Source organism: Paeniglutamicibacter quisquiliarum, from assembly GCF_019084045.1.
Classification (GTDB): Bacteria; Actinomycetota; Actinomycetes; order Actinomycetales; family Micrococcaceae; genus Paeniglutamicibacter; species Paeniglutamicibacter quisquiliarum.
Map to the genome: position 1 here is coordinate 68,150 of NZ_JAHRED010000010.1, position 22,264 is coordinate 90,413.

Below are 22,264 nucleotides of genomic sequence, written 5' to 3' on the forward strand. Positions count from 1 at the left end.
GTGCCCGCCTACCGGGTGAACCGGTGCGGGGACATAGAATGGTCACATCATGACTGATGTATCCCTCATTCCCACCGTGACCGATGAAACCCCCGTCCGCGTACGCTTCTGCCCGTCTCCGACCGGCACACCGCACGTAGGCCTGATTCGCACCGCCCTGTTCAACTGGGCCTATGCGCGCCACACCGGCGGAAAGATGATCTTCCGCATCGAAGACACCGACGCCAAGCGCGACTCCGAGGAAAGCTACCACCAATTGCTTGACGCCTTGGATTGGCTCGGGATCACCTGGGATGAGGGTGTCAACGTCGGCGGTCCCCACGAACCGTACCGCCAGTCCCAGCGCGGGGACATCTACCAGGACGTCATCGCCAAGCTTCGTGCCGGCGGACACGTCTACGAATCCTTCTCCACTCCCGAAGAAGTTGAAGAACGCCACAAGGCTGCCGGCCGGGACCCGAAGCTGGGCTACGACGGCTTTGACCGCAACCTCAGTGACGAGCAGATCGCCGCCTACCGTGCCGAGGGCCGCGAGCCGGTGCTCCGCGTGCGCATGCCGGACGAGGACCTCACCTTCACCGACCTGGTTCGCGGGGAAATCACCTTCAAGGCCGGATCCGTTCCTGACTTCGTGGTCGTGCGCGCCAACGGACAACCGCTTTACACGCTGGTCAACCCCGTGGATGACGCGCTCATGGGCATCACCCACGTGCTGCGCGGCGAGGACCTTCTCTCCTCGACCCCCCGCCAGATTGCCTTGTACCGCGCCTTGATCGATATCAAGGTCGCGCAGTACATGCCCCTCTTTGGGCACCTGCCGTATGTGATGGGCCAGGGGAACAAGAAGCTTTCGAAGCGCGACCCGGAGTCGAGCCTCTTCCTGCACCGTGACCGCGGATTCATTCCCGAGGGCCTGCTGAACTACCTGTCGCTGCTTGGATGGTCCTTGAGCGCGGATGAAGACATCTTCACCCGAGACCAGCTCATCGAGGCGTTTGACGTCCACGACGTGCTCTCCAACCCGGCACGCTTTGACATCAAGAAGGCCGAGGCCATCAACGGCACCCACGTGCGCATGCTTGAGGCCGCCGACTTCCGTGACCGGCTGATCCCGTACCTTCGCGCCCACGGCTTGGTGGGGGAGCAGCTAACCGAGCGCCAGAACGAGATCCTGACCGAGGCCGCACCGCTCGTCCAGGAACGCATCACGCTGCTGGGCGAGGCCCCGGACATGCTGGAGTTCCTTTTCACCGAGGATTCGGCCATCGAGCCGGCCGCGGATGCCTTGAAGGGCCTGCCGGAAAACACCGCCGAGGTCCTGGACGCCGGTCTGGCCGCGCTCGAGGCCGCGAACCAGTGGGACGCCGAGACAATCCAAGATGTCTTGAAGACTTCCTTGGTTGAGGGGCTCGGTATCAAGCCGCGGCATGCCTTTGGTCCGATCCGCACCGCCGTGTCCGGCAAGCGGATCTCCCCGCCGTTGTTTGAGTCCATGGTGATCCTGGGCAAGGAATCCTCGCTGAACCGCGTGCGCTCGTTCCGGGCAGCCCGGTAACCAGGAACTCGCGAGAATCGTGGATAACGCGAACGACGCCCTCAACCCATCTCCCGGAGCAGCTTCCGTGGCCCGGGTTGAGGGCGTTCTCTTTGATATTGACGACACCCTTGTGGACCTGAACTCCGCTGCGGTCAAGGGCTTCAACCAGCTCACGGCCGAGGACTTCAGCGACGTTCCGGCGGCACTGCGGGAATATGTGGCCCGCGACTACGCGGACGACGGTGCCGGCGCTTACGAGCGCTACATGGCGGGGGAGCTGACGTTCCTTGGCCAACGTGCCGAGCGGATCCGGCGCGCCTTCGACCTCGTGGGATTGGAAGCCCCGCCGGCTGAGGCGCTTGGGGCGTGGAGCGCACGTTACGAGGAAGCGGTGCAAGGCATGTGGGCGCCGTTCCCCGACGTGCACGCCTGCCTTGACGCACTGGATGCCTTGTCCATTCCCTACGGGGCGGTGAGCAACAACGTGGAGCGCTACCAGCGCAACAAGTTGCAGCTTTCCGGTCTTGGGCGGATCGGGGTGCTCGTTGGCTCGGATACGGCTGGTGCGCCGAAGCCGGATCCACGCCCATTCCATGCCGGCTGCCGGCTGCTGGGAACCGCTCCTGGTGCCACGCTCTACGTGGGGGACAACCCGGTCAATGATGTCCAGGGCGCAAAGGATGCAGGACTGCAGGGAATCCTGCTGGATCGTGCGCCAGATCACAAAATCGAGTCGGCTGAAATCCTGCAAAATTTGGGGTCCCTGGCCGCAATAATCGGCGGAAACTCGGGGTTTTTGGCCCACTAGGATCCTAGTGAGCCCCCGATTTGTACTTTATGCAGATCCGCCGGTATAGTTATTTCTCGTGCTGAGGCGCACGAAAGCTTTCGAAAAGAAAGCCGGAGAGCAAATCAACGCTGTGGGGTATGGTGTAATTGGCAACACACTGGTTTCTGGTACCAACATTCTAGGTTCGAGTCCTGGTACCCCAGCGTCACGGTCTTCGCGAAAGCGAGGACCGGTTTGCGTGGGGGACGAAAGTCCTCCACGCAAAGCATACGGCCCCATCGTATAGCGGCCTAGTACGCTGCCCTCTCACGGCGGTAACGCGGGTTCGAATCCCGCTGGGGTCACGATTCAATTGAATCGGACGGTAACAGTCCTAAAACGTTGCAGCTATGCGGCCCCATCGTATAGCGGCCTAGTACGCTGCCCTCTCACGGCGGTAACGCGGGTTCGAATCCCGCTGGGGTCACCAGCACAAATGGTTCCAAACCTAGTTTGGAGCCTTTTGTCTTTAACGCATGTTTTCCATTTCGTCCTTGATAACTAGGGCCAGCTTGCCAATAAAAAGCCAGAGTGTTTGGCATGATGTAGTGGTGACTACTAGCAATGGCTCTGAACCCCAAGGTTCGCCACCACTCTCGGCCGTGCCGGCCGACATGGAAGCCATCAATCTGCTCACCGACGTCCGGACGGATCTTTCGGGCAGCATCCTGCCGTTGGATATTGCCGGCGTCACCCAGGCACGTGAAAATGCCCGCACCGCGGTGGAACAACTCGACGACTACATCCTGCCTCGATACCGCAGCCTGGACGCGCCGTTGCTTGCCGTCGTGGGCGGCTCCACCGGAGCCGGGAAATCCACGCTGGTCAATGCAATCGTTGGCCACCCGGTTACTCGGGCCGGAGCCATCCGACCCACCACACGCCAACCCATCCTCCTGCACCACGAGCTGGATCGGGCATGGCTGGAGAACGACAGGATCCTCCCCGGGCTCCGGCGCATCACCGGTACGGCCGTCAGCCGGAACCAAGCGATTCCCGCGGCACAGGTCGGTGCCACACCGGATGCCGCCGTGACCGACTCGATCATATTGGTGCAAGATGACGCGGTTCCCCGAGGCCTGGCAATCCTGGATGCTCCGGATGTGGATTCCATCTCGGATGAAAACCGCCGCCTGGCCGGGCAGCTGCTGGCTGCGGCCGACCTCTGGATATTTGTCACCACTGCCAATCGGTATGCCGACGCCGTACCCTGGAAGCTTCTCTCGGAGGCCGCGGGACGCAACATCACCGTGGCAGTGGTCCTGGACCGGGTGCCCGCGGGTGTCGAGGACGAGATTGCCACCGACCTGCGCGGCATGCTCCAACGCGAAGGCCTGGGCAGCGCCGAGCTCTTCGTGGTCCCCGAAGTCGAGCTCGACGAGCTGGACATGCTGCCGGCAATCGCCGCCGCACCGCTCAAGGCCTGGCTGGGCGAGCTGGCTGCCAATGCCGAATCGCGTGCTGCGATCGCCCGCCAAACCTTGGCAGGGGTGCTTGCACAGCTTGCGGATCGCAGCGACGTCATTGCCACGGCCATGGTGGAACAAGGTGCCAGCAGTGCCCGGCTCGCACAATACGCCGATGAGGCATTCGAGCAGGCGCACGCGGGCATCCTTGCCAGCGTGCAGGACGGGACCCTGCTGCGCGGCGAGGTCCTGGCGCGCTGGCAAGACTTTGTCGGTACCGGTGAATTCTTCCGTTCCTTGGAGTCCGGCATTGGCAGATTGCGGGACCGGATCGGTGCCTTCTTTACGGGAAAGCCCAAACCCGTTGACCATGTGGAGGAGGCCATCGAATCCGGCCTGCATGCGGTGGTGGTTGACCAGGCCGCAAAGGCCAGCGAAACAACGGAGGAGCGCTGGCGGTCCGACCCGGCAGGTAAGGCACTGGTGGGCACTTCCAACTTTGGTTCACTGTCTCCCGGATTCTCTGACCGGGTCGCGGAGCAGGTTCGTGCCTGGCAGGGCGACCTCATGGAAATTATCCGAACCGAAGGTGCGAACAAGCGCATGACCGCACGCATGGTGTCCTTCGGCGTCAATGGCGTCGCAGTGGCCCTGATGGTGGTTGTCTTTGCCTCCACGGCGGGCTTGACCGGGCTTGAGGTCGGAATCGCCGGCGGGTCCGCCGTGGTCGGGCAAAAGCTGCTCGAGGCGATCTTTGGCGAGGACGCGGTGCGCAGACTCACCAAGCAGGCGAAGGATTCACTGGCTGCCCGGTGCACTGATCTCTTGGAGACGGAAAAGCAGCGATTCGCGTCTCGACTCGAAAACATTCCCAGCGCGCAGGACGCAGACCGCATGAAACAGAATTCGGCGGCCATACGCCGACTGGCCCGGGAGCAAGGTGCATGAGCCGCCGTCGTCAAACCACAGCCGTGAGCCCGCTTGAACTTCGGCTCGAAGCACTCAAGGAAGCCACCGAACTGGGTGCCGACCGCATTGATCCGGCGGTGAGTGAAGCGTCGTGGCAGGTCCTTGAACGTTCCTCGACCCGCAGGACCCTGTCGGCTGAGCACACCGTGGTCGGCTTTTTCGGTGCCACCGGCAGCGGAAAGTCGTCCCTGTTCAACGCCGTAGTCGGACAGGACCTCGCCCGGACCGCGGCAACCCGGCCGACGACCAGCCAGCCCCTGGCCGGTATCTGGGGACGGGCCGGCTCGGATCCGTTGCTTGATTGGTTGGGAGTGCAGGAGCGCCACGTCCTCGACTCGCCCTTGCGCTTGGAAAAAAAGGGATTCTTTGGATCGGAAAAGGAAGCCAGCGGGCTGATCCTTTTGGACCTTCCGGACTTCGATTCCACGGTTGCGGCAAACCGTGAGATCGCCACCAAGCTGGCCGGGCAGGTGGACGTCCTGATTTGGGTCCTGGATCCCCAGAAGTATGCGGACGCGGCCGTCCACCATGATTTCATCAGGCCGCTGGCGACCCACGGCTCGGTTACCTTGGTGGTCCTGAACCAGATCGACAAGCTCAGGGAAAACCAGCGCGGTCCCGTCATGGATTCGTTGCGTTCCATCCTGCTGGCGGACGGCTTGGCCAGCCCCAGGATTCTTGGCGTCTCGGCTCTGACCGGAGAGGGCCTGGACCCATTGCGCCAGGAGATTGCCCGGGTCGTCACCCAACGCGGTGCCGCAACCAACCGACTCACGGCCGATGTGGCAACCATCGCCGGACGGATGGCGGAGGGATCTCCCCAAGAAGAACTCAAGCTGCCCGGTGACCCTGCGAAGAAAGCCCTGACCGGGGAGCTGGCCACGGCCGCGGGCGTGGATACCGTGGTGAATGCCGTGCGCACTTCCTACCGGATGGACGCGCACAAGAAGACCGGTTGGCCGCTCACGCGTTGGTTGGCCAAGGTTCGCCCGGACCCGTTGCGCCGGCTCAATCTCAAGAGCACGGATGTCAATCCGAAGCTCAACCGCACCTCCCTGCCGGCCCCCGGTGCCGCGCAAAAGGCCCAAGCCGATTCCGCCGTCCGGCGCTTCGCCGATGAAGCAAGCGCCGGCGCCCCGGACACCTGGCAGGGATCGATTCGCCGTGCGGCGCGAGCCGGCGGGACGACGCTGCCCGATGAATTGGACCAAGCCATTGCCAACACCAATATCGGTGCCACCACCGGGGCCTGGTGGTGGCCGGTGGTCTCCGTCATCCAGTGGATATCGCTGGCCACCGCCCTGGCCGGGGCACTATGGCTCGGTGCCCTCTTCGGTGCGCAGTACCTCCAATTCACCCTGCCGGAGGTTCCCAAGGTCGAAGGCTTCCCGGTTCCCACGCTGATGCTCGTTATTGGCATATTATTGGGAATCGTCCTGGGCCTTGCCACAGGGCTGATCGCCCGCTTTGGGGCCGCTGGACGCGCCCGCAAGGCCCGACGTGCACTGCACGCCTCGATCGGTGCGGTGGCGAAGCGTTCGGTCATTGACCCGGTGGGTGCGGAAATCACCAGACACAACCTTTTCATTGGAGCCTTGCAACGTGCCCGCAGCTGATCCCCAGACCGTAGGAAACCTAGGCGAAAGCGGGCTGCTGGCCAGAATATTGCCGCGACTCCAGGGTGCATCGGCCTTGCTCGGCCCCGGGGACGACGCCGCCTTGATTGCCGCCCCAGGCGGCAAATTCGTGATCACGGTGGATACCCTGGTGGAAAACCAGGACTTCAGGCTGGACTGGCCCAGCGGATTCCGAAGCAGCGGCTTCGACGTCGGCTGGAAGTCCGCCGCCCAAAACCTTTCGGACGTCAATGCCATGGGTGCCATTGCGACGTCCGCGGTGATTTCTCTTACGTTGCCACACTCCACGCCCATTGCCTGGGTCGAAGACCTGGCCGATGGCTTCAGTGCCGCCGTCCGTGAACTGGGCGCCACCTCATGTGCCGTTGCCGGGGGAGACCTTGGGCGGGGGAGCGAGGTGTCCATCACCGCGGCCGTCACCGGATCACTTGCCGCGGACCATCCGGTACTGCGCAGCGGGGCGAGGCCGGGGGACGTAGTGGCGGTTTGCGGGTCCCTGGGGGTTGCGGCCGCGGGACTGGCACTTCTGGATGCACCGATTTCGCATCTGGAATGGTCCGCCGACGAGCAACTCCTGGTCCACGGCCAGCGGCGTCCACAGCCCCCCTTGGAGGCCGGACCCCTGGCTGCCCGCGCCGGGGCCACGGCCATGATGGACCTCTCGGACGGACTGCTCAAGGACGGGCGCCGCATGGCGACCGCCAGCGGAGTGGTCATTGATTTTGACGCCCGGGCCCTCTTAGCCGATGCGCAACGACTGTCGTCGGCTGCTGCACGGCTGCGGACAGTACCCATGGAATGGGTACTCGGAGGCGGGGAAGACCACGGGCTGTTAACCACGTTCCCGAACGCGGTGGAACTGCCGGAAGGTTTCCGGGCCGTGGGTGTGGTCAAGGAACCGGGTGGCGGGAAGACGGGTTCGGGAGTTCTCCTGGATGGCCGGATTCCGGGGACGGCTCAGGGGTTTGACCACTTCGAAGGTTGGGACGGGACTGCCGATTAGTCGCCGGTTTTTCTCAAGGCCTCGCTCAAGGCGTTGGCGGTCTGAACGACGACTTCCTGGTGGGCCTTGCCCGGCTGGCGAGAGAGCCGTTCAATGGGCCCCGACATCGACACTGCGGCAATCACCCGTCCGGATGGTCCGCGCACGGGAGCCGAGACCGAGGCAACCCCGGGTTCACGTTCGCCCAGGCTTTGTGCCCAGCCGCGTCGCCTGACCCCTGCCAAGATGGTTGGAGTGAAGCGGGCGCCATGCAGGCCATCCAGCAGCCGTTCGTGGTCCTCCCAGGCCAACAGGACCTGGGCGGCCGAGCCTGCCTTCATCGAAAGTTGCGTTCCCACCGGGATGGTGTCGCGCAGGCCCACCGGCCGTTCGGCGGAGGCAACACACACCCGGTAGTCGCCCTGGCGGCGGAACACTTGGGTGCTCTCGCCCGTGGAATCACGCAATTGGATCAGCAGCGGGCCGGCCGCCGCAATCAGCCGGTCTTCGCCGGCCGCCGAAGCCAATTCCACCAGGCGGCCACCCAGGACGAAGCGCCCATGGATGTCCTTGCCCACCAGCCGGTGGTGAACGAGCGCCTGGGCGAGGCGGTGCACGGTGGGCCGGGAGATCTTGGTCAGTGAGACCAACTGGGCCAGGGAAGTGGGCCCGGCCTCAAGGGCATTGAGGATGAGGGCCGCTTTGTCGATGACGCCAACGCCACTTGATGTGTCCATAGTTTGATATTGCTATCTCACTATTTGAGATGCAAATCCGCTTACTGGATATTACGTGCGCACGGGTGGAAGAGTTGTCACATAGGATTTTTATCAAGTGAGGGAGTCGGTCATGGCCGCACACCAGGCAGCACAGACGCTGGCCGAAAAAGTATGGAACGCGCACGTGGTGCGCAAGGGCGAGGGAACGGGCGGATCTCGCCAGCCCGACCTGATCTATATTGACCTGCACCTGGTTCACGAGGTGACGTCCCCGCAGGCATTCGAGGGACTCCGCCTCACCGGGCGCCAGTTGCGCCGTCCGGATCTGACGATTGCCACCGAGGACCACAACACCCCGACTCTGGAAATCGACAAGCCGATTGCTGATTTGACCAGCCGCACGCAGATCGAAACCCTTCGCAAGAACTGCGCCGAGTTCGGTGTTCGCCTGCACTCCCTCGGCGACAAGGAGCAGGGTATTGTCCATGTGGTGGGCCCCCAGCTGGGCCTGACCCAGCCGGGCATGACCGTTGTCTGTGGCGATTCCCACACTTCGACCCACGGTGCATTCGGCGCCCTGGCGTTCGGCATCGGCACCTCCGAGGTCGAACACGTCATGGCGACCCAGTCGCTTTCCCTGAAGCCGTTCAAGACCATGGCCATCAATGTTGAGGGAACACTGAAGCCGGGCGTGACCGCAAAGGACATCATCTTGGCCGTCATTGCCAAGATCGGAACCGGCGGGGGACAAGGCTACGTCCTGGAGTACCGCGGCTCGGCCATCCGCGCACTGTCCATGGATGCCCGCATGACGATCTGCAACATGTCGATCGAGGCCGGCGCCCGCGCAGGCATGATTGCCCCGGATGCAATCACCTACGAATACATCAACGGCCGCCCGCACGCACCCCAGGGCGCAGACTGGGACGCAGCCGTCGCCGAATGGGACACGCTGGCCACCGACCAGGGCGCAGCCTTTGACGCCGAGGTGTTCCTCGACGCCAACGAACTGGAGCCTTTCGTCACCTGGGGCACCAACCCCGGCCAAGGCGTCTCGCTTTCCGACAAGGTTCCGGCACCCGAAGACTTCGAAGACGAAAACGCCCGTGCCGCGTGCGAGCGGGCTCTTGACTACATGGGCCTGGAAGCCGGTACCCCCATGAAGGAAATCCGCGTTGACACAGTCTTCCTGGGTTCCTGCACCAATAGCCGCATGGAAGACCTGCGTGCCGCCGCCAGCATCATCCAGGGGCAGGAAAAGGATCCCGACATCCGCATGATCGTGGTTCCGGGATCGGCACGCGTCCGCCTCGAGGCCGAGGCCGAGGGCCTGGACAAGATCTTCAAGGAATTCGGTGCGGAATGGCGGTTTGCCGGCTGCTCCATGTGCCTGGGCATGAACCCCGACCAGCTCGCCGAAGGCGAACGCTGCGCCTCAACCTCAAACCGCAACTTCGAAGGTCGCCAGGGCAAGGGCGGGCGCACCCACCTGGTTTCGCCGATTGTCGCCGCCGCGACGGCGATCCGCGGGACCCTGTCCTCGCCGTCCGACCTGGGCGCCCCTTCCTCTTCCGCAAAAGTAGCCTAAGGATTCATCATGGAGAAGATCACCACCCATACCGGAATCGGCGTCCCGCTGCGCCAAAGCAACGTCGACACGGACCAGATCATTCCTGCCGTCTACCTCAAGCGCATCACCCGGACCGGATTCGAAGACGCGCTCTTCGCAGGTTGGCGCAAGGACGGCAACTTCATCCTGAACCAGCAACCCTTCACCAAGGGCTCGGTCCTGGTGGCGGGACCTGACTTCGGCACTGGTTCCTCCCGCGAACATGCCGTCTGGGCCCTGAAGGACTATGGCTTCAAGGCCGTCCTTTCCTCGCGCTTTGCCGATATCTTCCGCGGCAACTCGGGTAAGCAGGGGCTGGTCGCCGCCGAGGTGGCACAAAGCGATATCGAGTTGATTTGGAAGGAAATCGAGAACCACCCGGGAACTGAAGTCACCGTGGACCTCGAAGCCCGCACCGTCACCTGCGGATCCATCATTGCCCCTTTCGAGATTGACGACTACACCCGTTGGCGGCTCATGGAGGGCCTGGATGACATCGGCCTGACACTCCAGCATGAGGAAGAGATCACGGCCTTTGAAGCCCAGCGTCCGGCATTCAAGCCGACCACGCTTCCGGCACGCTATTCCCAGCCTTAGCTGTCCGCTTAACGCCAGCCCGAGGGGCGGTAGTTGCCGCTGATCATCCCCGGATTCCCGGGGAAAAGGCGGGCAAGGTCCGCCGCGGCGCGACCAGCGTTACATGAGCCATGCGGCCCTCGGCAATGCCGGGGGCTGTATGCTTGCTAAGTCTTTCCTTCGTTTTCGAAGGCCTAACAATTTTGGTGAGGTACTCAAGTTCATGGCGAAAGTCCTAACGATTCATGGTGGCGTGCCACTCAAGGGAAAAGTGACCGTCAGGGGTGCCAAGAACCTGGTTCCCAAGGCCATGGTTGCTGCTCTCTTGGGGGATTCGCCCTCTGTCTTGCGCAATGTCCCTGAGATCAAGGACGTGGCCGTTGTCACGAGTCTGCTGAAGATCCACGGCGTCACCGTCACCAAGGACGAAGCCACTGGCGACCTGACCATGGACCCCAGCGGCACCAAGACGGCCACCAGCAACGAGATCGACACGCACGCCGGCGACTCGCGTATCCCCATCCTCTTTTGCGGCCCGCTGCTCCACAGCCTGGGCGAGGCCCTGATTCCGAACCTCGGCGGCTGCAAGATCGGTGACCGCCCGATTGACTTCCACCTGGACGTGTTGCGGCATTTCGGGGCCGAGATTGACAAGGCAGGTCCACTGGGTACCAGCATCCGGGCACCTCACGGCCTGACCGGTGCCAAGATCTCCCTGCCGTACCCGAGCGTTGGCGCCACCGAACAGGTGTTGCTGACCGCCGTGCGCGCCAAGGGAACCACGGAAGTTGAAAACGCGGCCATTGAGCCCGAAATCCTTGACCTTATTTCCCTGCTCCAAAAAATGGGTGCCATCATCACGGTTGGTCGCGACCGGGTCATTCGCATCATCGGCGTCGAACGCCTCAACGGCTACAACCACAAGGCACTGCCGGATCGCAACGAATCCGCATCCTGGGCCTCGGCCGCCTTGGTCACCAACGGCGACATCTACGTCGAGGGCGCGGCGCAGCGCGACCTGACGGCGTTTCTGCACACCTACCGCCAAATTGGCGGGGAGTTCGAGGTCACGGATGGTGGAATTCGGTTCTTCCATCCGGGCGGAGAGCTCAAACCCCTGATCCTTGAAACGGACGTCCACCCCGGATTCATGACGGACTGGCAGCAGCCCCTGGTCGTTGCACTGACCCAGGCCACCGGCGTTTCCATCATTCACGAGACCGTGTATGAGAACCGCTTCGGCTTCACCAACGCCTTGGTGGAAATGGGAGCCAAGGTCCAGCTGCACAGCGAATGCCTCGGCGCCATCCCCTGCCGCTTCGGCCAGCGCAACTTCCAGCACTCCGCCGTCATCACCGGGCCGACCCTGTTGACCGGGGCTGACATCGACATCCCCGACCTGCGCGGCGGGTTCTCCCACCTGATTGCCGCACTTGCCGCCGAAGGCACCAGCCATGTCACCGGAATCGAACTGATCAACCGCGGCTACGAAAAGTTCATGGACAAGCTCACTGACTTGGGTGCGCGCGTCGAGATGAACGAAATCGCCTGATCCGCATAGGCTGACCTGCATGAAAGAATCTCGCGGGACAAAAACCGCGTTTGCAATAGCGGCCGGAATCGTTCGTCCGGTCATGAATCTCATGATCGGCCGAAGATGGCGGGACTTCGACAAGCTGCCCGACGGCGGGTTTATCCTCTGCCCCAATCACGTTTCGGAAATCGATCCCCTGGTTGTCGGCCACGCGATCTACAGCAGCAAGCGCTACCCGCGCTACCTGGCCAAGGAATCCTTGTTCAAGGTCCCGGTGCTCGGCACGCTGCTGCGGCGAACCGGACAGATTCCGGTGGCCCGGACCTCCGCCGGCGCGTCCCAGTCGCTCAAGACGGCTCGGGAGGTCCTTGACGCCAACGGGGTCATCATCATCTACCCCGAGGGCACCCTCACCAGGGACCCGGACCTGTGGCCCATGCGTGGGCGAACCGGTGCCGCCCGGTTGGCCCTGCAGACCGGGGCACCGGTCATTCCCATGGCACACTGGGGAGCGCAGGAGCTGTTTCCCCGGTACGCCAAGGGGATCAGGCTGTTCCCGCGCCGCCATGTGACGGTCACTGCAGGGGACCCGGTGGACCTCGACGACCTGCGGGACAAGCCGCTGACGCGGACCGTGCTCACCGAGGCCACCGAACGCATCATGCGTGCCATCGCCACTGACGTTGCCGTCCTGCGTGGCGAGACGGCTCCGCAGGTCTTGTGGGATCCGGCCGACCACGGCCAGGCTGCCCAGGGACGCAATTTCGAGAACGGTTCGTCACCGAAGCAAACGAAGGAAAACGATTCATGAGGCCCGCTCCAAGGAAAATCGCGGTGATGGGCGCTGGAAGCTGGGGCACCACCTTTGCCAAGGTGCTGGCCGACTCCGGTGCAGATGCAGGGACCGGAATCATGATCTGGGCCCGCCGCGACGAGGTTGCGGTGGAAATCAACACCCGCCACACCAACTCCCGCTACCTGCGTGAAACCGTCCTGCCCTCCAACATCACCTCTTCGTCGAACACGGCCGAGGTCCTTGCCGGAGCCGAACTGGTGGTCCTGGCGGTGCCGGCCCAGAGCCTGCGCGAACAACTGCATTCCTTCAAGGAATTCCTGGAACCCAACGCCGTGCTCATGTCCCTGATGAAGGGTCTTGAACGGGACACCGACGCCCGCATGAGCGAAGTGATTGCGGCCGAGGTCGAAATTTCCCCGGAACACATTGCCGTACTGTCCGGACCCAACTTGGCCATGGAAATTGCCCGCAAGCAGCCCACCGCCTCCGTGGTCGCCTGTTCGGACATCGACACCGCGACCTGGATCGCGTCCCTGTGTTCAACCGACTACTTCCGTCCGTATACCAATACGGACGTCATCGGCGTTGAAATCGGCGGGATTGCCAAAAACGTCATCGCCCTGGCAGTGGGGATTTGCGACGGCCTGGGCATGGGAGACAACACCAAGTCCTCGATCATCACCCGGGGACTTGCCGAGACCACGCGTCTTGCCCTGGCCTTGGGTGGAAGCTATGAAACCCTTTCCGGCCTCGCCGGCCTGGGCGACCTCGTGGCCACCTGTTCCTCATCGCTGTCGCGCAACAACACCGCAGGTCGCCTGCTGGGCCAGGGCCTGTACCTTGACGAGGTCAACGACCGCATGTCACAGACCGCCGAGGGCATCAAATCCGGCCGGGCGGTGCTGGATCTGGCCACGCGCCACAATGTAGAAGTACCCATCACCGAGGCAGTCGTCATGGTTTTGGAAGGCACGCTGAGCGTGGAGAACATGGGAGCACGCCTGTTGGGGCGTCAACTAAAGTCTGAAGGTGAGCTCAAATGAGTCAAGTGAACGCGCACAAGCCCCGGGTCATGCTGCTCTTCGGCGGGCGTTCCTCCGAGCACCCCGTCAGCTGCGTCACCGCTGCCGGGGTCCTCGAGGCCATCGACCGTGACAAGTACGAGGTCGTCCCCGTGGGCATTACCCGCGACGGCGCCTGGACCCTGGTGGACCAGGACGTCACCACCTGGTCGCTGGCCAACAGCCAGAAGCCGGAAGTCACGGCCGGTTCCGAGGTCTTGCGGCTGACCGGAGAACCCGGCAGCCACGAGCTGCTTGCCTCGAACGACGACCACGCCGTGCGCAGCCTGGGCGACATCGACCTGGTGTTCCCGCTGCTGCACGGCCCCTTCGGCGAGGACGGCTCGCTGCAGGGGATGCTGGAAATGGTGGATGTCCCCTACGTGGGGTCCGGCATTGCCGCCAGCGCCATCGGCATGGACAAGCACTTCATGAAGGTGGTCTTCGAGGCCGCCGGATTCGAGGTGGGACCGTACGTTGTCATCCCGGACAAGAACTGGGAACGCGACCAGGCTGCATGCCTGAAGTCGGTCGAGGGGCTTCAGTACCCGCTATTCGTCAAGCCCGCACGGGCCGGATCCTCCGTGGGCATCTCACGGGTGGACACCCCCGACGCGCTGCCGGCAGCCATCGAGGCCGCCCGCATCCACGATCCCAAGGTGATCGTGGAACAAGGAATCATTGGCCGTGAAATCGAATGCGGTGTCCTTGAAGGCCGGGGCTCGCTGCCTCCACGGGCTTCCATGCCCGGGGAAATCATTGTTGATGATACCGGCCACACGTTCTATGACTTTGACGCCAAGTACGTGGACGGGGCCGCGGCACAGCTCAGCTGCCCGGCCGCACTGGACGCCGGGGCCACCGATGAAGTGCGCCGACTGGCGGCCGAGGCCTTTGACGCGGTCAACGCCGAAGGGCTCTCGCGCGTTGACTTTTTCTACACGCCCGAAGGCAAGTGGATCATCAACGAGATCAACACCATGCCCGGGTTCACGCCGTCCAGCATGTACCCGCACATGTGGTCCAAGACCGGGCTTGACTATGCGGACCTCATTGACGAATTGATCCTCCTGGGACTGGGCCGGAAGACCGGTCTGCGCTAAGCCCGCCGCGGGCAGCAATGAGGGGTCGTTCAGCAAGCTTTTTGGCTTGCCGAACGACCCCTCATTGGTGTTCCCGAAACCGTGTCTAGGGCACGTCCACTGTCTTGCTTACCGACGTGCAGGTCCGCTGCGGCGGGATCTTGGACGCCGCGGACGAGAGTGTGGCCAGGACGGTGCTCGAGGGAATCACATTCGGATCAAAGACCAGTTCCGTGGCCGGCGTCCGGCCGTAGGTGGTCAGCGTCCAGGATTCCGCCCCCTCCTTGGCCAACCAGTCAACGCCATTGACGCTGACGCACGGGTCGGTTGACGGAGGCGGGGGAGTGACCCCGCAGCGAAGCACCAATTGCGCAGGGTCTCCCCAGACGGCGGTCGCCTGGCTGTTGGTCTGGCGCTTCTGCTGCTCCGAGATTTCCGGGGGAAGCACCACCATCATTTCGGCGCACAACGGATTGCCCGCGTCATCCGCCGGCTGGACATTGGCGATCGGGGAGCAGCCCGTGAGGACGATGGCGCCGGCGAGCGATGCAGCGATGGCCGTGGCCAGTTTCACGCGACCCGCCTTGCGCGGAGCCTCGTCGCTGGGAAAGAGCTGTGAGTTCAAGGAATCTGGGCTGGTAAAAATCAATCTGGGCACTTAAACAGCCTACCTGTCCCGCGACATGACTAGGATGTAAAGGAGTATTTGCTTGAGAGGCATAAATGACACACTTGAACGGGTCCTTTGAGGACACCGGCTACAAACAGCCGAAAAAGAAAAAGCGCACCGGCCTGATGATTTTGCTGGGTGCCGTGGCGCTGGTCCTGATTGCATTGCTGGTGGCCGGTGGGTACCTGTTCTCGCTTGCGCGCAGCTTCGACAACGGCACCACCAAGTTGCCCGACGCATTTCCCGAGGAAACGTTGCGGCCGCAGAAGGCCGAGACGGCCAAGGACGCTGTGAACATCCTGCTTTTGGGCAGCGACACCCGGGCCACGAACCAAGGCGATGACGAGTTTGCCAAGCTGCCCAACGGCGGCCGCTCGGACACGATGATGCTGGTGCACATTCCCGCGAATCGAGAAGGCGTATACGTCACCTCGATCATGCGCGACACCTGGCTGGATATCCCCGGGCACGGCAAGGCCAAGATCAATGCAGCATTCGCCTACGGGGGAGTCGCGCTGACCGTCCAAACCCTCGAGGGACTGCTTGACACGCGCATCGACCACGTCGCCTCCATCGACTTTGAGGGCTTCAAGGGCCTGACGGACGCGCTTGGCGGGGTGGAAATCAACAATCCCATCGCCTTCAAGCAGAATCTTGCCAACGGATTCTTCTTCCCCAAGGGCGTGCAAACCCTGAACGGCGAAGAGGCACTGGCGTTCGTGCGCGAACGCTACGCCTTCAAGGACGGCGACTACCAGCGAGTCCGCAACCAGCAGCTTTTCGTCAAGGCCATCATGAGCACCCTGCTGTCGAAGGAAACCTTGACCGACCCCGGAAAGATTTCCGCGACCGTCGAGGAATTCGCCCCCTACGTCGCCGTCGACGAAACACTGGACGCGGTCAAGGTCGCGACCCTGGGCGGTTCGATGTCCAAGGTCCGCTCCGGCGACATGACTTTCTTCACGCTTCCCAACAGCGGAACCGGACGCTCCGCGGACGGCCAGTCCATCGTCGTTCCCGACATGGACGTGATTGGCGAATATGCGGAAGCCTTGAAGCAGGACAAGGTGGGACAATTTGTAGAGGATAACGGTCTCTAAGGATCAAGTGATCACTCACACCATGAACCAAAAAATCCACGCCAATGCCAATGCCATGTCCACGTGGCTCGAGCGGATGGTCAAGAGCCTGGGAAACCATAGCGACCGCCTCAACGCGATCAATATTTTTCCGGTTGCAGACGGGGACACCGGCAGCAACCTCTACCTCACGGCCCGCAGTGCCCACGATGCGATTTCCAAGCTGGAAACCGAGAACATCGGTGAGCTTCTCACCATGGCCTCGCGCGCCGCGATGGAATCGGCACGTGGAAACTCCGGGACGTTGCTCGCGGTGTTCATGGCAGGTCTGGCGGAACCCCTGTGCGGCGTGGAGCGGATCACCGCCCCGGTGCTGGCCACAGCCATGGAACGCGGCAAGGTCAGGGCATGGTCCGCCCTCAGCGACCCGGTGTCAGGGACCATGCTCTCGGTCATGCAGGTCGTTGCCGACACGGCCAGGGCAACGCACCGGACGAGTGAATTCGAGCCGGAGAGCAAGGCCGCGCTCGTTGAGATGCTGGGGGCGATGTGCGTTGCAGCGGAAAAAGCCGTGGTGGCAACGGAGAACGAACTCGGGCAGCTGCACGACGCCCAGATCGTTGACGCCGGTGCGGTGGGGATGCTGATCATCCTGGATGAGCTTCGTGGAGCCCTGCTGGGCCAGGCCATCGACCCCGACGAATACTCCAAACTGCACGGGTACGGCATCCAAGACCCGCATATCCACCAAAACGTTTCCCACGACACCGGTGTCGAGGTCATGTGCACCATCAGCCTCGACGCCTTGGGCGCAGCCACCTTGCGGGGACAACTGGACACGATTGGCGACTCCGTCATTATGAGCCCGGTCAACCCCACCGAGGACGGATACCGCTGGCGAGTGCACGTGCATGTGCCCGAGGCCGAGAGCGCCTTGAGTGTCATTCGAGGTATCGGTTCCCCGGTCAATATTTCGGTGACCGATCTCTGCACCCATGACGGCTAGCCCGGAATTCACCAGCGATACGCCACTGAACACCGTCCTTGGCGCAGCTTCGGCACGCAAGGTGGAAACGGCGTTTGGATATACCACGGTGGGGCAGATGCTCTCACACTTCCCCCGCCGCTACATGGAAATCGGCGAACTCTCGAAAATTTCGGAGCTTCCCGTCGGGGAAGACGTCACGATCGTCGCCGAAGTGAAGACGGTGAACCAGCGACGCATGCACTCACGCTCGGGGTTCCTGCTGGAGGTTGTTGTCAGCGACGCACTCGGTCCCGAGCAGTCGACGCTCCGGATGACCTTCTTCAATGGCTATGAAGCGAAGAAGGAGCTGCAGGTCGGGTCCACCGCCATGTTCAGCGGCAAGGTCACCATCTACCGCAACCACATGGAACTGACCCACCCGGAGTATTCCCTGCTCGACACCGCGGAGAGAGCCGACCCGCGTCCCATTCCCATCTATCCGGCCACCGCAAAGTTTCCCAACAAGAAGATCCGGGAAATCATGGAAATGGTCTTGGCCGGGGTCGACCCCTTGGGGTTCCCGGAGTTCATTCCGGAATCGGTCCTGGAAAAGCAGCGTATTCCGGGCCGGGTCGTGGCCTACGAAAATATCCATAGGCCGCAAACCGTCGCCCAAGGGTATGCGGCAAGAAAGCGTTTTGCCTTCGAAGAGGCATTCCTGCTCCAGTTGGCCCTTGCCCAGCGCAGGGTCCACCGCCTGCAGCAGCCGGCCATTGCCCGCCGGGGCACCGGCGACGGGCTCCTGGCCGCATTCGACAAGACACTTCCGTTCACCCTCACCGACGGCCAGGTGTTGGCCGGCATGGAAATCTCAGAGGATCTGGTGCGTGGCCATCCGATGAACCGCCTGCTCCAAGGCGAGGTTGGCTCGGGCAAGACCCTGGTGGCATTGCGGGCCATGCTGCAGGTCATCGACTCGGGAGGGCAAACCGCCCTGCTGGCACCCACCGAGGTGCTTGCCCAACAACACCACCAGTCCATCAAGAAGCTCCTTGGCTCCCTGGGAACCGGTGGCGAGCTGGGCTCCGACCCCCGGGCCACGCGCGTTGACCTCTTGACGGGTTCGGCAGGGGCCAAGGAACGCAAACGCGTACTCCTCGGTGCAGCTTCCGGTGAGACCGGCATCCTGGTGGGAACGCATTCCCTGCTTTCGGACATGGTCAGCTTCGTCGACCTCGGACTTGTCGTGGTGGACGAACAGCATCGCTTCGGGGTGGAACAACGCGATGCCCTGCGGTCCAAGGCCGACACGCCGCCGCACATGCTCGTCATGACCGCCACCCCGATTCCACGCACCGTGGCGATGACAGTCTTTGGAGATCTTGAGGTGAGCCTCATGCGGACGCTCCCTCCCGGGCGGGCACCGATTGCCACGCACCTGGTACCGCTGCAACTCCCCGCCATGCAGCAGCGGCTCTTCGCCCGGATGGTCGAGGAAACCGCAAAGGGACACCAGGTTTACGTGGTCTGCCCGCGCATCAGCGAGAAGGTTCTCGAAGACGACTACCTGCCCATGCCCGTAGAACCCATGCCCAACACAGCGGGAGACGACGGTCCGGCCAGGCCAGCCACCATGACCGTGGAAAAAATGATGGAATTGCTTCAGTCCATGGACATCTTCGCCAACACGGAGATCCGGGCCTTGCACGGTCGCATGCCCAGCGAGGAAAAAGCCGAGGCGATGCAGGCGTTTGACAGTGGGCGGGCCTCCATCCTGGTTTCAACGACGGTGATCGAAGTTGGCGTGGACGTACACAACGCCACACTCATGGTGATCATTGATGCAGAAAACTTTGGGATATCCCAGCTACACCAACTGCGCGGCCGCATTGGGCGTGGAGGGCTGCCCGGCACTTGCCTGATGGCCACCTGGTTGGACGCCGAGCACCCTTCGGTGGCCCGGCTGCGGGCCGTGGAATCCACCACCGATGGATTCCTGCTAGCGGAATCGGATCTCAATGAACGCCGCGAAGGTGACATCCTGGGGGCGAACCAGTCCGGTTCCCGCTCCACGCTCAAGGTCCTGCGCGTGATGAAGGACGCGAAACTTATTGCCCGCGCCAGGGAAGCGGCCGAGTCCGTGGTGGATGGCGAAGCCGGGCTGGGATCCTATCCCGGGTTGCAGGCGGCCGTTGAGGAATGGGTAGACGAAGACATGCAAGCATTCCTGGAAAGGGGATAGATCCACAATGAGTCGCATCGTGGCCGGCGCCGCCGGAGGCATTCCACTTAAGAGCGTTCCGGGGGACTCCACCCGGCCAACCACCGACCGGGTCAAGGAAGCCTTGTTTTCTAGGCTGGAAAGCTACGATGTGCTTGCCAACGCCCGGGTCCTTGACCTTTATGCCGGCGCCGGTTCCCTGGGCCTCGAAGCTGCAAGCCGCGGAGCCCGCTCGGTGCTGTTGGTGGAGCTTGCCCCCAAGGCCGTTGCTGTCTGCCAGGCCAACGCCGGAATCGTCAACAAGGCGCTGCGCAACGACTTGGTCAGCGTTCGCCGCGGCTCGGTGGACTCCGTCCTCGACTCCTTTGCCCCGGTCCACGGGGCAAGCGCCGGAAGGACGTGGGACGTCGTCTTCATGGATCCGCCGTACCCGCTGACCGAAGAAGAGCTGGCCAAAACCCTGGAAAAGGTTTCGCTCGTCCTCGAAGTGGGGGCAACGGTTGTGGTGGAAAGATCCTCGCGATCCGCCGAGCCCACGTGGCCTGCCGGGCTGGAGAGGTTTGCCGAGAAGAAATACGGCGAAACACGACTATGGTTTGCCGAACCCGTCGAGCTCGGCGCCGAATAGGACCGTCCCCGGGTGCGGGCCGGCAGCCCGCAAGCGGTCCACCACGGTAAGGTCGAGCCGCGCCTGGGTGCCCGCCAGAATCATGTTTCCCGGGTACTTCCGGGAGAAGATCTCCGTGGGAGCGCTGGCAACAACGGTGGCAAAGACTTGCGACATCGCCTCGATCTGGCTGTCGGCGAAGGCAAAGGGTGGATCATCGCCGACATTGACCAACACGAGGCCGCCGGGGCGCAACAGGTCATTCATTTCCGCATAAAATTCGGGGACCGTCAAATGCCGGGGCGCGCCGAATCCACTGAAGATATCCAGAACGACGATGTCGAATTCTTCGGTGGCCAATTCATGGGTCAAGACGTTTCGGGCGTCCCCAATAATAGTCCTGAGGTTTCCTGCATCAGCCATGGGCAGTGCGTCAAGGACAAAATCGAGCAGCTCCCTCTCCAAATCCACGGCGACCTGAACGCTGCCGGGCCTCGTATTTTCGACATAGCGGGCCAAGGTCAATGCCCCGGCCCCCAGATGAAGGACCCGCAGGGGCCGTCCGGGCTCCGAATGCTCGTCGACGTGGTTGGCGAGCCGCCGAAGATATTCGTAGAAGATCTCGCCCGGGTGGTCGACGTTCACATGTGACTGCTCGGCTCCGCCCAGTGCCAATACCCAGGCGCCTGCAACGAATGCATCTTCCTCCAAGGTGGCGTGCGCCCCGAGATTGCTTAGCCAACGGCTTGCACGCTTCACCACGATCAGCCACCCACCTTGGCCGAGAGTCGGGAGAGGCGGATTGCAGCTTCCGAGAGCAGCTCCGGCTTCTTGCAAAACGCAAACCGCATGAGGCTTCGCGTGCGTTCGGCACCTTCTGCGTGGCAAAAGACGGACAACGGAATTCCTGCCACGCCAATTGATTCAGGCATCCGGCGGGCCAGATCCAAGGCATTGTCAAAGCCAAGGGGTGCAACGTCGGCGACGATAAAGTATGTGCCTTGCGGCCGGTAGACCGTCATGCCGGCTGCCTCGAGCCCCTTGGCCAGCACCTCGCTACGTTTGCCAAGGTCCTCGGCAAAGTTGGTAAAGAATGCCGTCTCGGAATCCAGGGCTTCCGCGACCGCGGGCTGGAATGCCGTACCGGAGGAGTAGGTCAGAAACTGCTTGACCGTGCGAACGGACGCGACCAGGTGGGACGGCCCGGTGGCCCAGCCGACCTTCCATCCGGTAAACGAAAACGTCTTGCCGACCGAGGATATCGTCAGGGTACGATCCCATGCGCCAGGCAACGTGGCCACGGGTATGTGGGGAACGCCAAAGGTGAGGTGCTCGTAGACCTCGTCGGAGACGATGAGACAATCATGTTCGGCAGCCAAGGCAACGATTTCAGCGAGCAGCTCCTTGCCGAAGATGGTGCCCGTGGGATTGTGGGGATTGTTCAGCACAATCATGCGCGTCCGCCCGGTGAAGGCAGCGCGTAGCTCCGTGATGTCCGGCTGGAAATCCGGTGCGTTCAGGGGCACAGTTTTGTGGATGCCTCCTGCCAATCCAATCGTCGCTCCATAGGAGTCATAGAACGGTTCAAAGGTAATGACCTCGTCTCCGGGCCCAATGAATGCGAGCACGGCCGCTGCAATGGCTTCGGTTGCACCCGTGGTGACAACGATTTCGGTCCCCGGATCCACATCCAGCCCGTAAAAGCGTTTTTGGTGATTGGCGATGGCCTTGCGCAGGGGCAGGATTCCCGAGCCCGGTGCGTATTGGTTGAGATCTCCGGATACTCCCTTGGCGGCCATGTCCTTGAAGATCCGTGGACCATCTGCATCAGGGAATCCCTGCCCCAGGTTTATGGCTTCGTGCTTCACGGCGAGGGTGGTGATTTCCTCAAAGATGGTGATCCCGAGTTCGCCATCGGGGGAAAGCAAATTGGCTCCGGCAGCCATCCGCTGCCATGGGAAATCAAATGTGGACATGGTTCAT

At 62.6% G+C, this 22,264-nt stretch carries 19 protein-coding genes and 3 tRNA genes; 18 read left to right on the forward strand and 4 right to left on the reverse strand.

The features are described 5' to 3' along the window. The first annotated feature begins 49 nt into the window (after positions 1–49). The 8 genes from gltX (at position 50) to thiL (ending at position 7,381) form a co-directional block, all read left to right on the forward strand. Positions 50–1,555, forward strand: a complete 1,506-nt coding sequence (gene gltX, locus KRR55_RS16660; protein ID WP_217390437.1) for a glutamate--tRNA ligase — start codon at positions 50–52, stop codon at positions 1,553–1,555. A 19-nt stretch (positions 1,556–1,574) separates the two neighbouring features. Continuing rightward, on the forward strand, positions 1,575–2,345 hold the full coding sequence (locus tag KRR55_RS16665; protein WP_217390438.1) for an HAD family hydrolase: 771 nt from the start codon (positions 1,575–1,577) through the stop codon (positions 2,343–2,345). 113 nt (positions 2,346–2,458) lie between these two features. After that, positions 2,459–2,530 (forward strand) — tRNA-Gln (locus KRR55_RS16670). A 68-nt stretch (positions 2,531–2,598) separates the two neighbouring features. Then, a tRNA-Glu gene (locus KRR55_RS16675) sits at positions 2,599–2,671 on the forward strand. 49 nt (positions 2,672–2,720) lie between these two features. Next, positions 2,721–2,796, forward strand: a tRNA-Glu gene (locus KRR55_RS16680). Positions 2,797–2,980: 184 nt separating this feature from the next. After that, positions 2,981–4,720, forward strand: a complete 1,740-nt coding sequence (locus tag KRR55_RS16685) for a dynamin family protein (RefSeq protein ID WP_217390505.1) — start codon at positions 2,981–2,983, stop codon at positions 4,718–4,720. Beyond that, a complete protein-coding gene (locus KRR55_RS16690; RefSeq protein WP_217390439.1) occupies positions 4,717–6,357 on the forward strand; it encodes a GTPase in 1,641 nt (546 codons plus the stop codon). The genes KRR55_RS16685 and KRR55_RS16690 overlap by 4 nt, the downstream gene beginning before the upstream one ends. Further along, a complete protein-coding gene (gene thiL, locus KRR55_RS16695) occupies positions 6,344–7,381 on the forward strand; it encodes a thiamine-phosphate kinase (RefSeq protein ID WP_217390440.1) in 1,038 nt (345 codons plus the stop codon). The genes KRR55_RS16690 and thiL overlap by 14 nt, the downstream gene beginning before the upstream one ends. Here thiL and KRR55_RS16700 read toward each other — a convergent pair. Continuing rightward, positions 7,378–8,097: an IclR family transcriptional regulator gene (locus tag KRR55_RS16700; RefSeq protein ID WP_217390441.1), complete on the reverse strand. Its 720-nt coding sequence runs from the start codon at positions 8,095–8,097 to the stop codon at positions 7,378–7,380. The genes thiL and KRR55_RS16700 overlap by 4 nt on opposite strands. A gap of 112 nt (positions 8,098–8,209) precedes the next feature. On the opposite strand from KRR55_RS16700, the gene leuC reads away from it, so the two are divergent. The 6 genes from leuC (at position 8,210) to KRR55_RS16730 (ending at position 14,758) form a co-directional block, all read left to right on the forward strand. Further along, positions 8,210–9,667 carry a 3-isopropylmalate dehydratase large subunit gene (gene leuC, locus KRR55_RS16705; protein WP_217390442.1) on the forward strand — a complete coding sequence of 486 codons (1,458 nt, stop codon included), beginning with the start codon at positions 8,210–8,212 and terminating at the stop codon, positions 9,665–9,667. A 9-nt stretch (positions 9,668–9,676) separates the two neighbouring features. Continuing rightward, the gene (gene leuD / locus KRR55_RS16710; protein ID WP_217390443.1) at positions 9,677–10,285 is read left to right on the forward strand and encodes a 3-isopropylmalate dehydratase small subunit; all 609 of its coding nucleotides are present in this window, start codon (positions 9,677–9,679) and stop codon (positions 10,283–10,285) included. A 202-nt stretch (positions 10,286–10,487) separates the two neighbouring features. After that, a complete protein-coding gene (gene murA, locus KRR55_RS16715) occupies positions 10,488–11,816 on the forward strand; it encodes a UDP-N-acetylglucosamine 1-carboxyvinyltransferase (RefSeq protein ID WP_217390444.1) in 1,329 nt (442 codons plus the stop codon). Positions 11,817–11,835: 19 nt separating this feature from the next. Beyond that, a complete protein-coding gene (locus tag KRR55_RS16720; protein WP_217390445.1) occupies positions 11,836–12,609 on the forward strand; it encodes a lysophospholipid acyltransferase family protein in 774 nt (257 codons plus the stop codon). Beyond that, positions 12,606–13,637, forward strand: a complete 1,032-nt coding sequence (locus KRR55_RS16725) for an NAD(P)H-dependent glycerol-3-phosphate dehydrogenase (protein ID WP_217390446.1) — start codon at positions 12,606–12,608, stop codon at positions 13,635–13,637. Before KRR55_RS16720 ends, KRR55_RS16725 begins: the two co-directional genes overlap by 4 nt. Further along, a complete protein-coding gene (locus KRR55_RS16730; protein ID WP_217390447.1) occupies positions 13,634–14,758 on the forward strand; it encodes a D-alanine--D-alanine ligase family protein in 1,125 nt (374 codons plus the stop codon). The genes KRR55_RS16725 and KRR55_RS16730 overlap by 4 nt, the downstream gene beginning before the upstream one ends. Before the next feature lie 85 nt (positions 14,759–14,843). Here KRR55_RS16730 and KRR55_RS16735 read toward each other — a convergent pair whose 3' ends face one another. After that, positions 14,844–15,311 carry a DUF3515 family protein gene (locus tag KRR55_RS16735; RefSeq protein WP_217390448.1) on the reverse strand — a complete coding sequence of 156 codons (468 nt, stop codon included), beginning with the start codon at positions 15,309–15,311 and terminating at the stop codon, positions 14,844–14,846. Positions 15,312–15,460: 149 nt separating this feature from the next. On the opposite strand from KRR55_RS16735, the gene KRR55_RS16740 reads away from it, so the two are divergent. From KRR55_RS16740 to rsmD, 4 genes are read left to right on the forward strand one after another with little or no spacing between them, the layout of a single operon-like run. Then, positions 15,461–16,507, forward strand: a complete 1,047-nt coding sequence (locus KRR55_RS16740) for an LCP family protein (protein WP_217390449.1) — start codon at positions 15,461–15,463, stop codon at positions 16,505–16,507. Between the two features lie 22 nt (positions 16,508–16,529). Further along, positions 16,530–17,492, forward strand: coding sequence for a DAK2 domain-containing protein (locus KRR55_RS16745; RefSeq protein WP_217390450.1), 963 nt, complete (start codon positions 16,530–16,532; stop codon positions 17,490–17,492). Continuing rightward, complete coding sequence (locus tag KRR55_RS16750) at positions 17,482–19,695, forward strand: ATP-dependent DNA helicase RecG (RefSeq protein WP_217390451.1); 2,214 nt, start codon at positions 17,482–17,484, stop codon at positions 19,693–19,695. Before KRR55_RS16745 ends, KRR55_RS16750 begins: the two co-directional genes overlap by 11 nt. A gap of 7 nt (positions 19,696–19,702) precedes the next feature. Continuing rightward, positions 19,703–20,302 (forward strand): 16S rRNA (guanine(966)-N(2))-methyltransferase RsmD, encoded by a 600-nt coding sequence (rsmD, locus tag KRR55_RS16755; protein WP_217390452.1) that lies wholly within the window; start codon positions 19,703–19,705, stop codon positions 20,300–20,302. Here rsmD and KRR55_RS16760 read toward each other — a convergent pair. Both KRR55_RS16760 and KRR55_RS16765 read right to left on the reverse strand, forming a co-directional pair. After that, positions 20,264–21,118 carry a spermidine synthase gene (locus KRR55_RS16760; protein WP_336245149.1) on the reverse strand — a complete coding sequence of 285 codons (855 nt, stop codon included), beginning with the start codon at positions 21,116–21,118 and terminating at the stop codon, positions 20,264–20,266. The two genes, rsmD and KRR55_RS16760, sit on opposite strands and share 39 nt — an antisense overlap. Next, positions 21,046–22,257, reverse strand: a complete 1,212-nt coding sequence (locus tag KRR55_RS16765; protein ID WP_217390454.1) for an aminotransferase class I/II-fold pyridoxal phosphate-dependent enzyme — start codon at positions 22,255–22,257, stop codon at positions 21,046–21,048. The genes KRR55_RS16760 and KRR55_RS16765 overlap by 73 nt, the downstream gene beginning before the upstream one ends. Positions 22,258–22,264 lie beyond the last annotated feature (7 nt).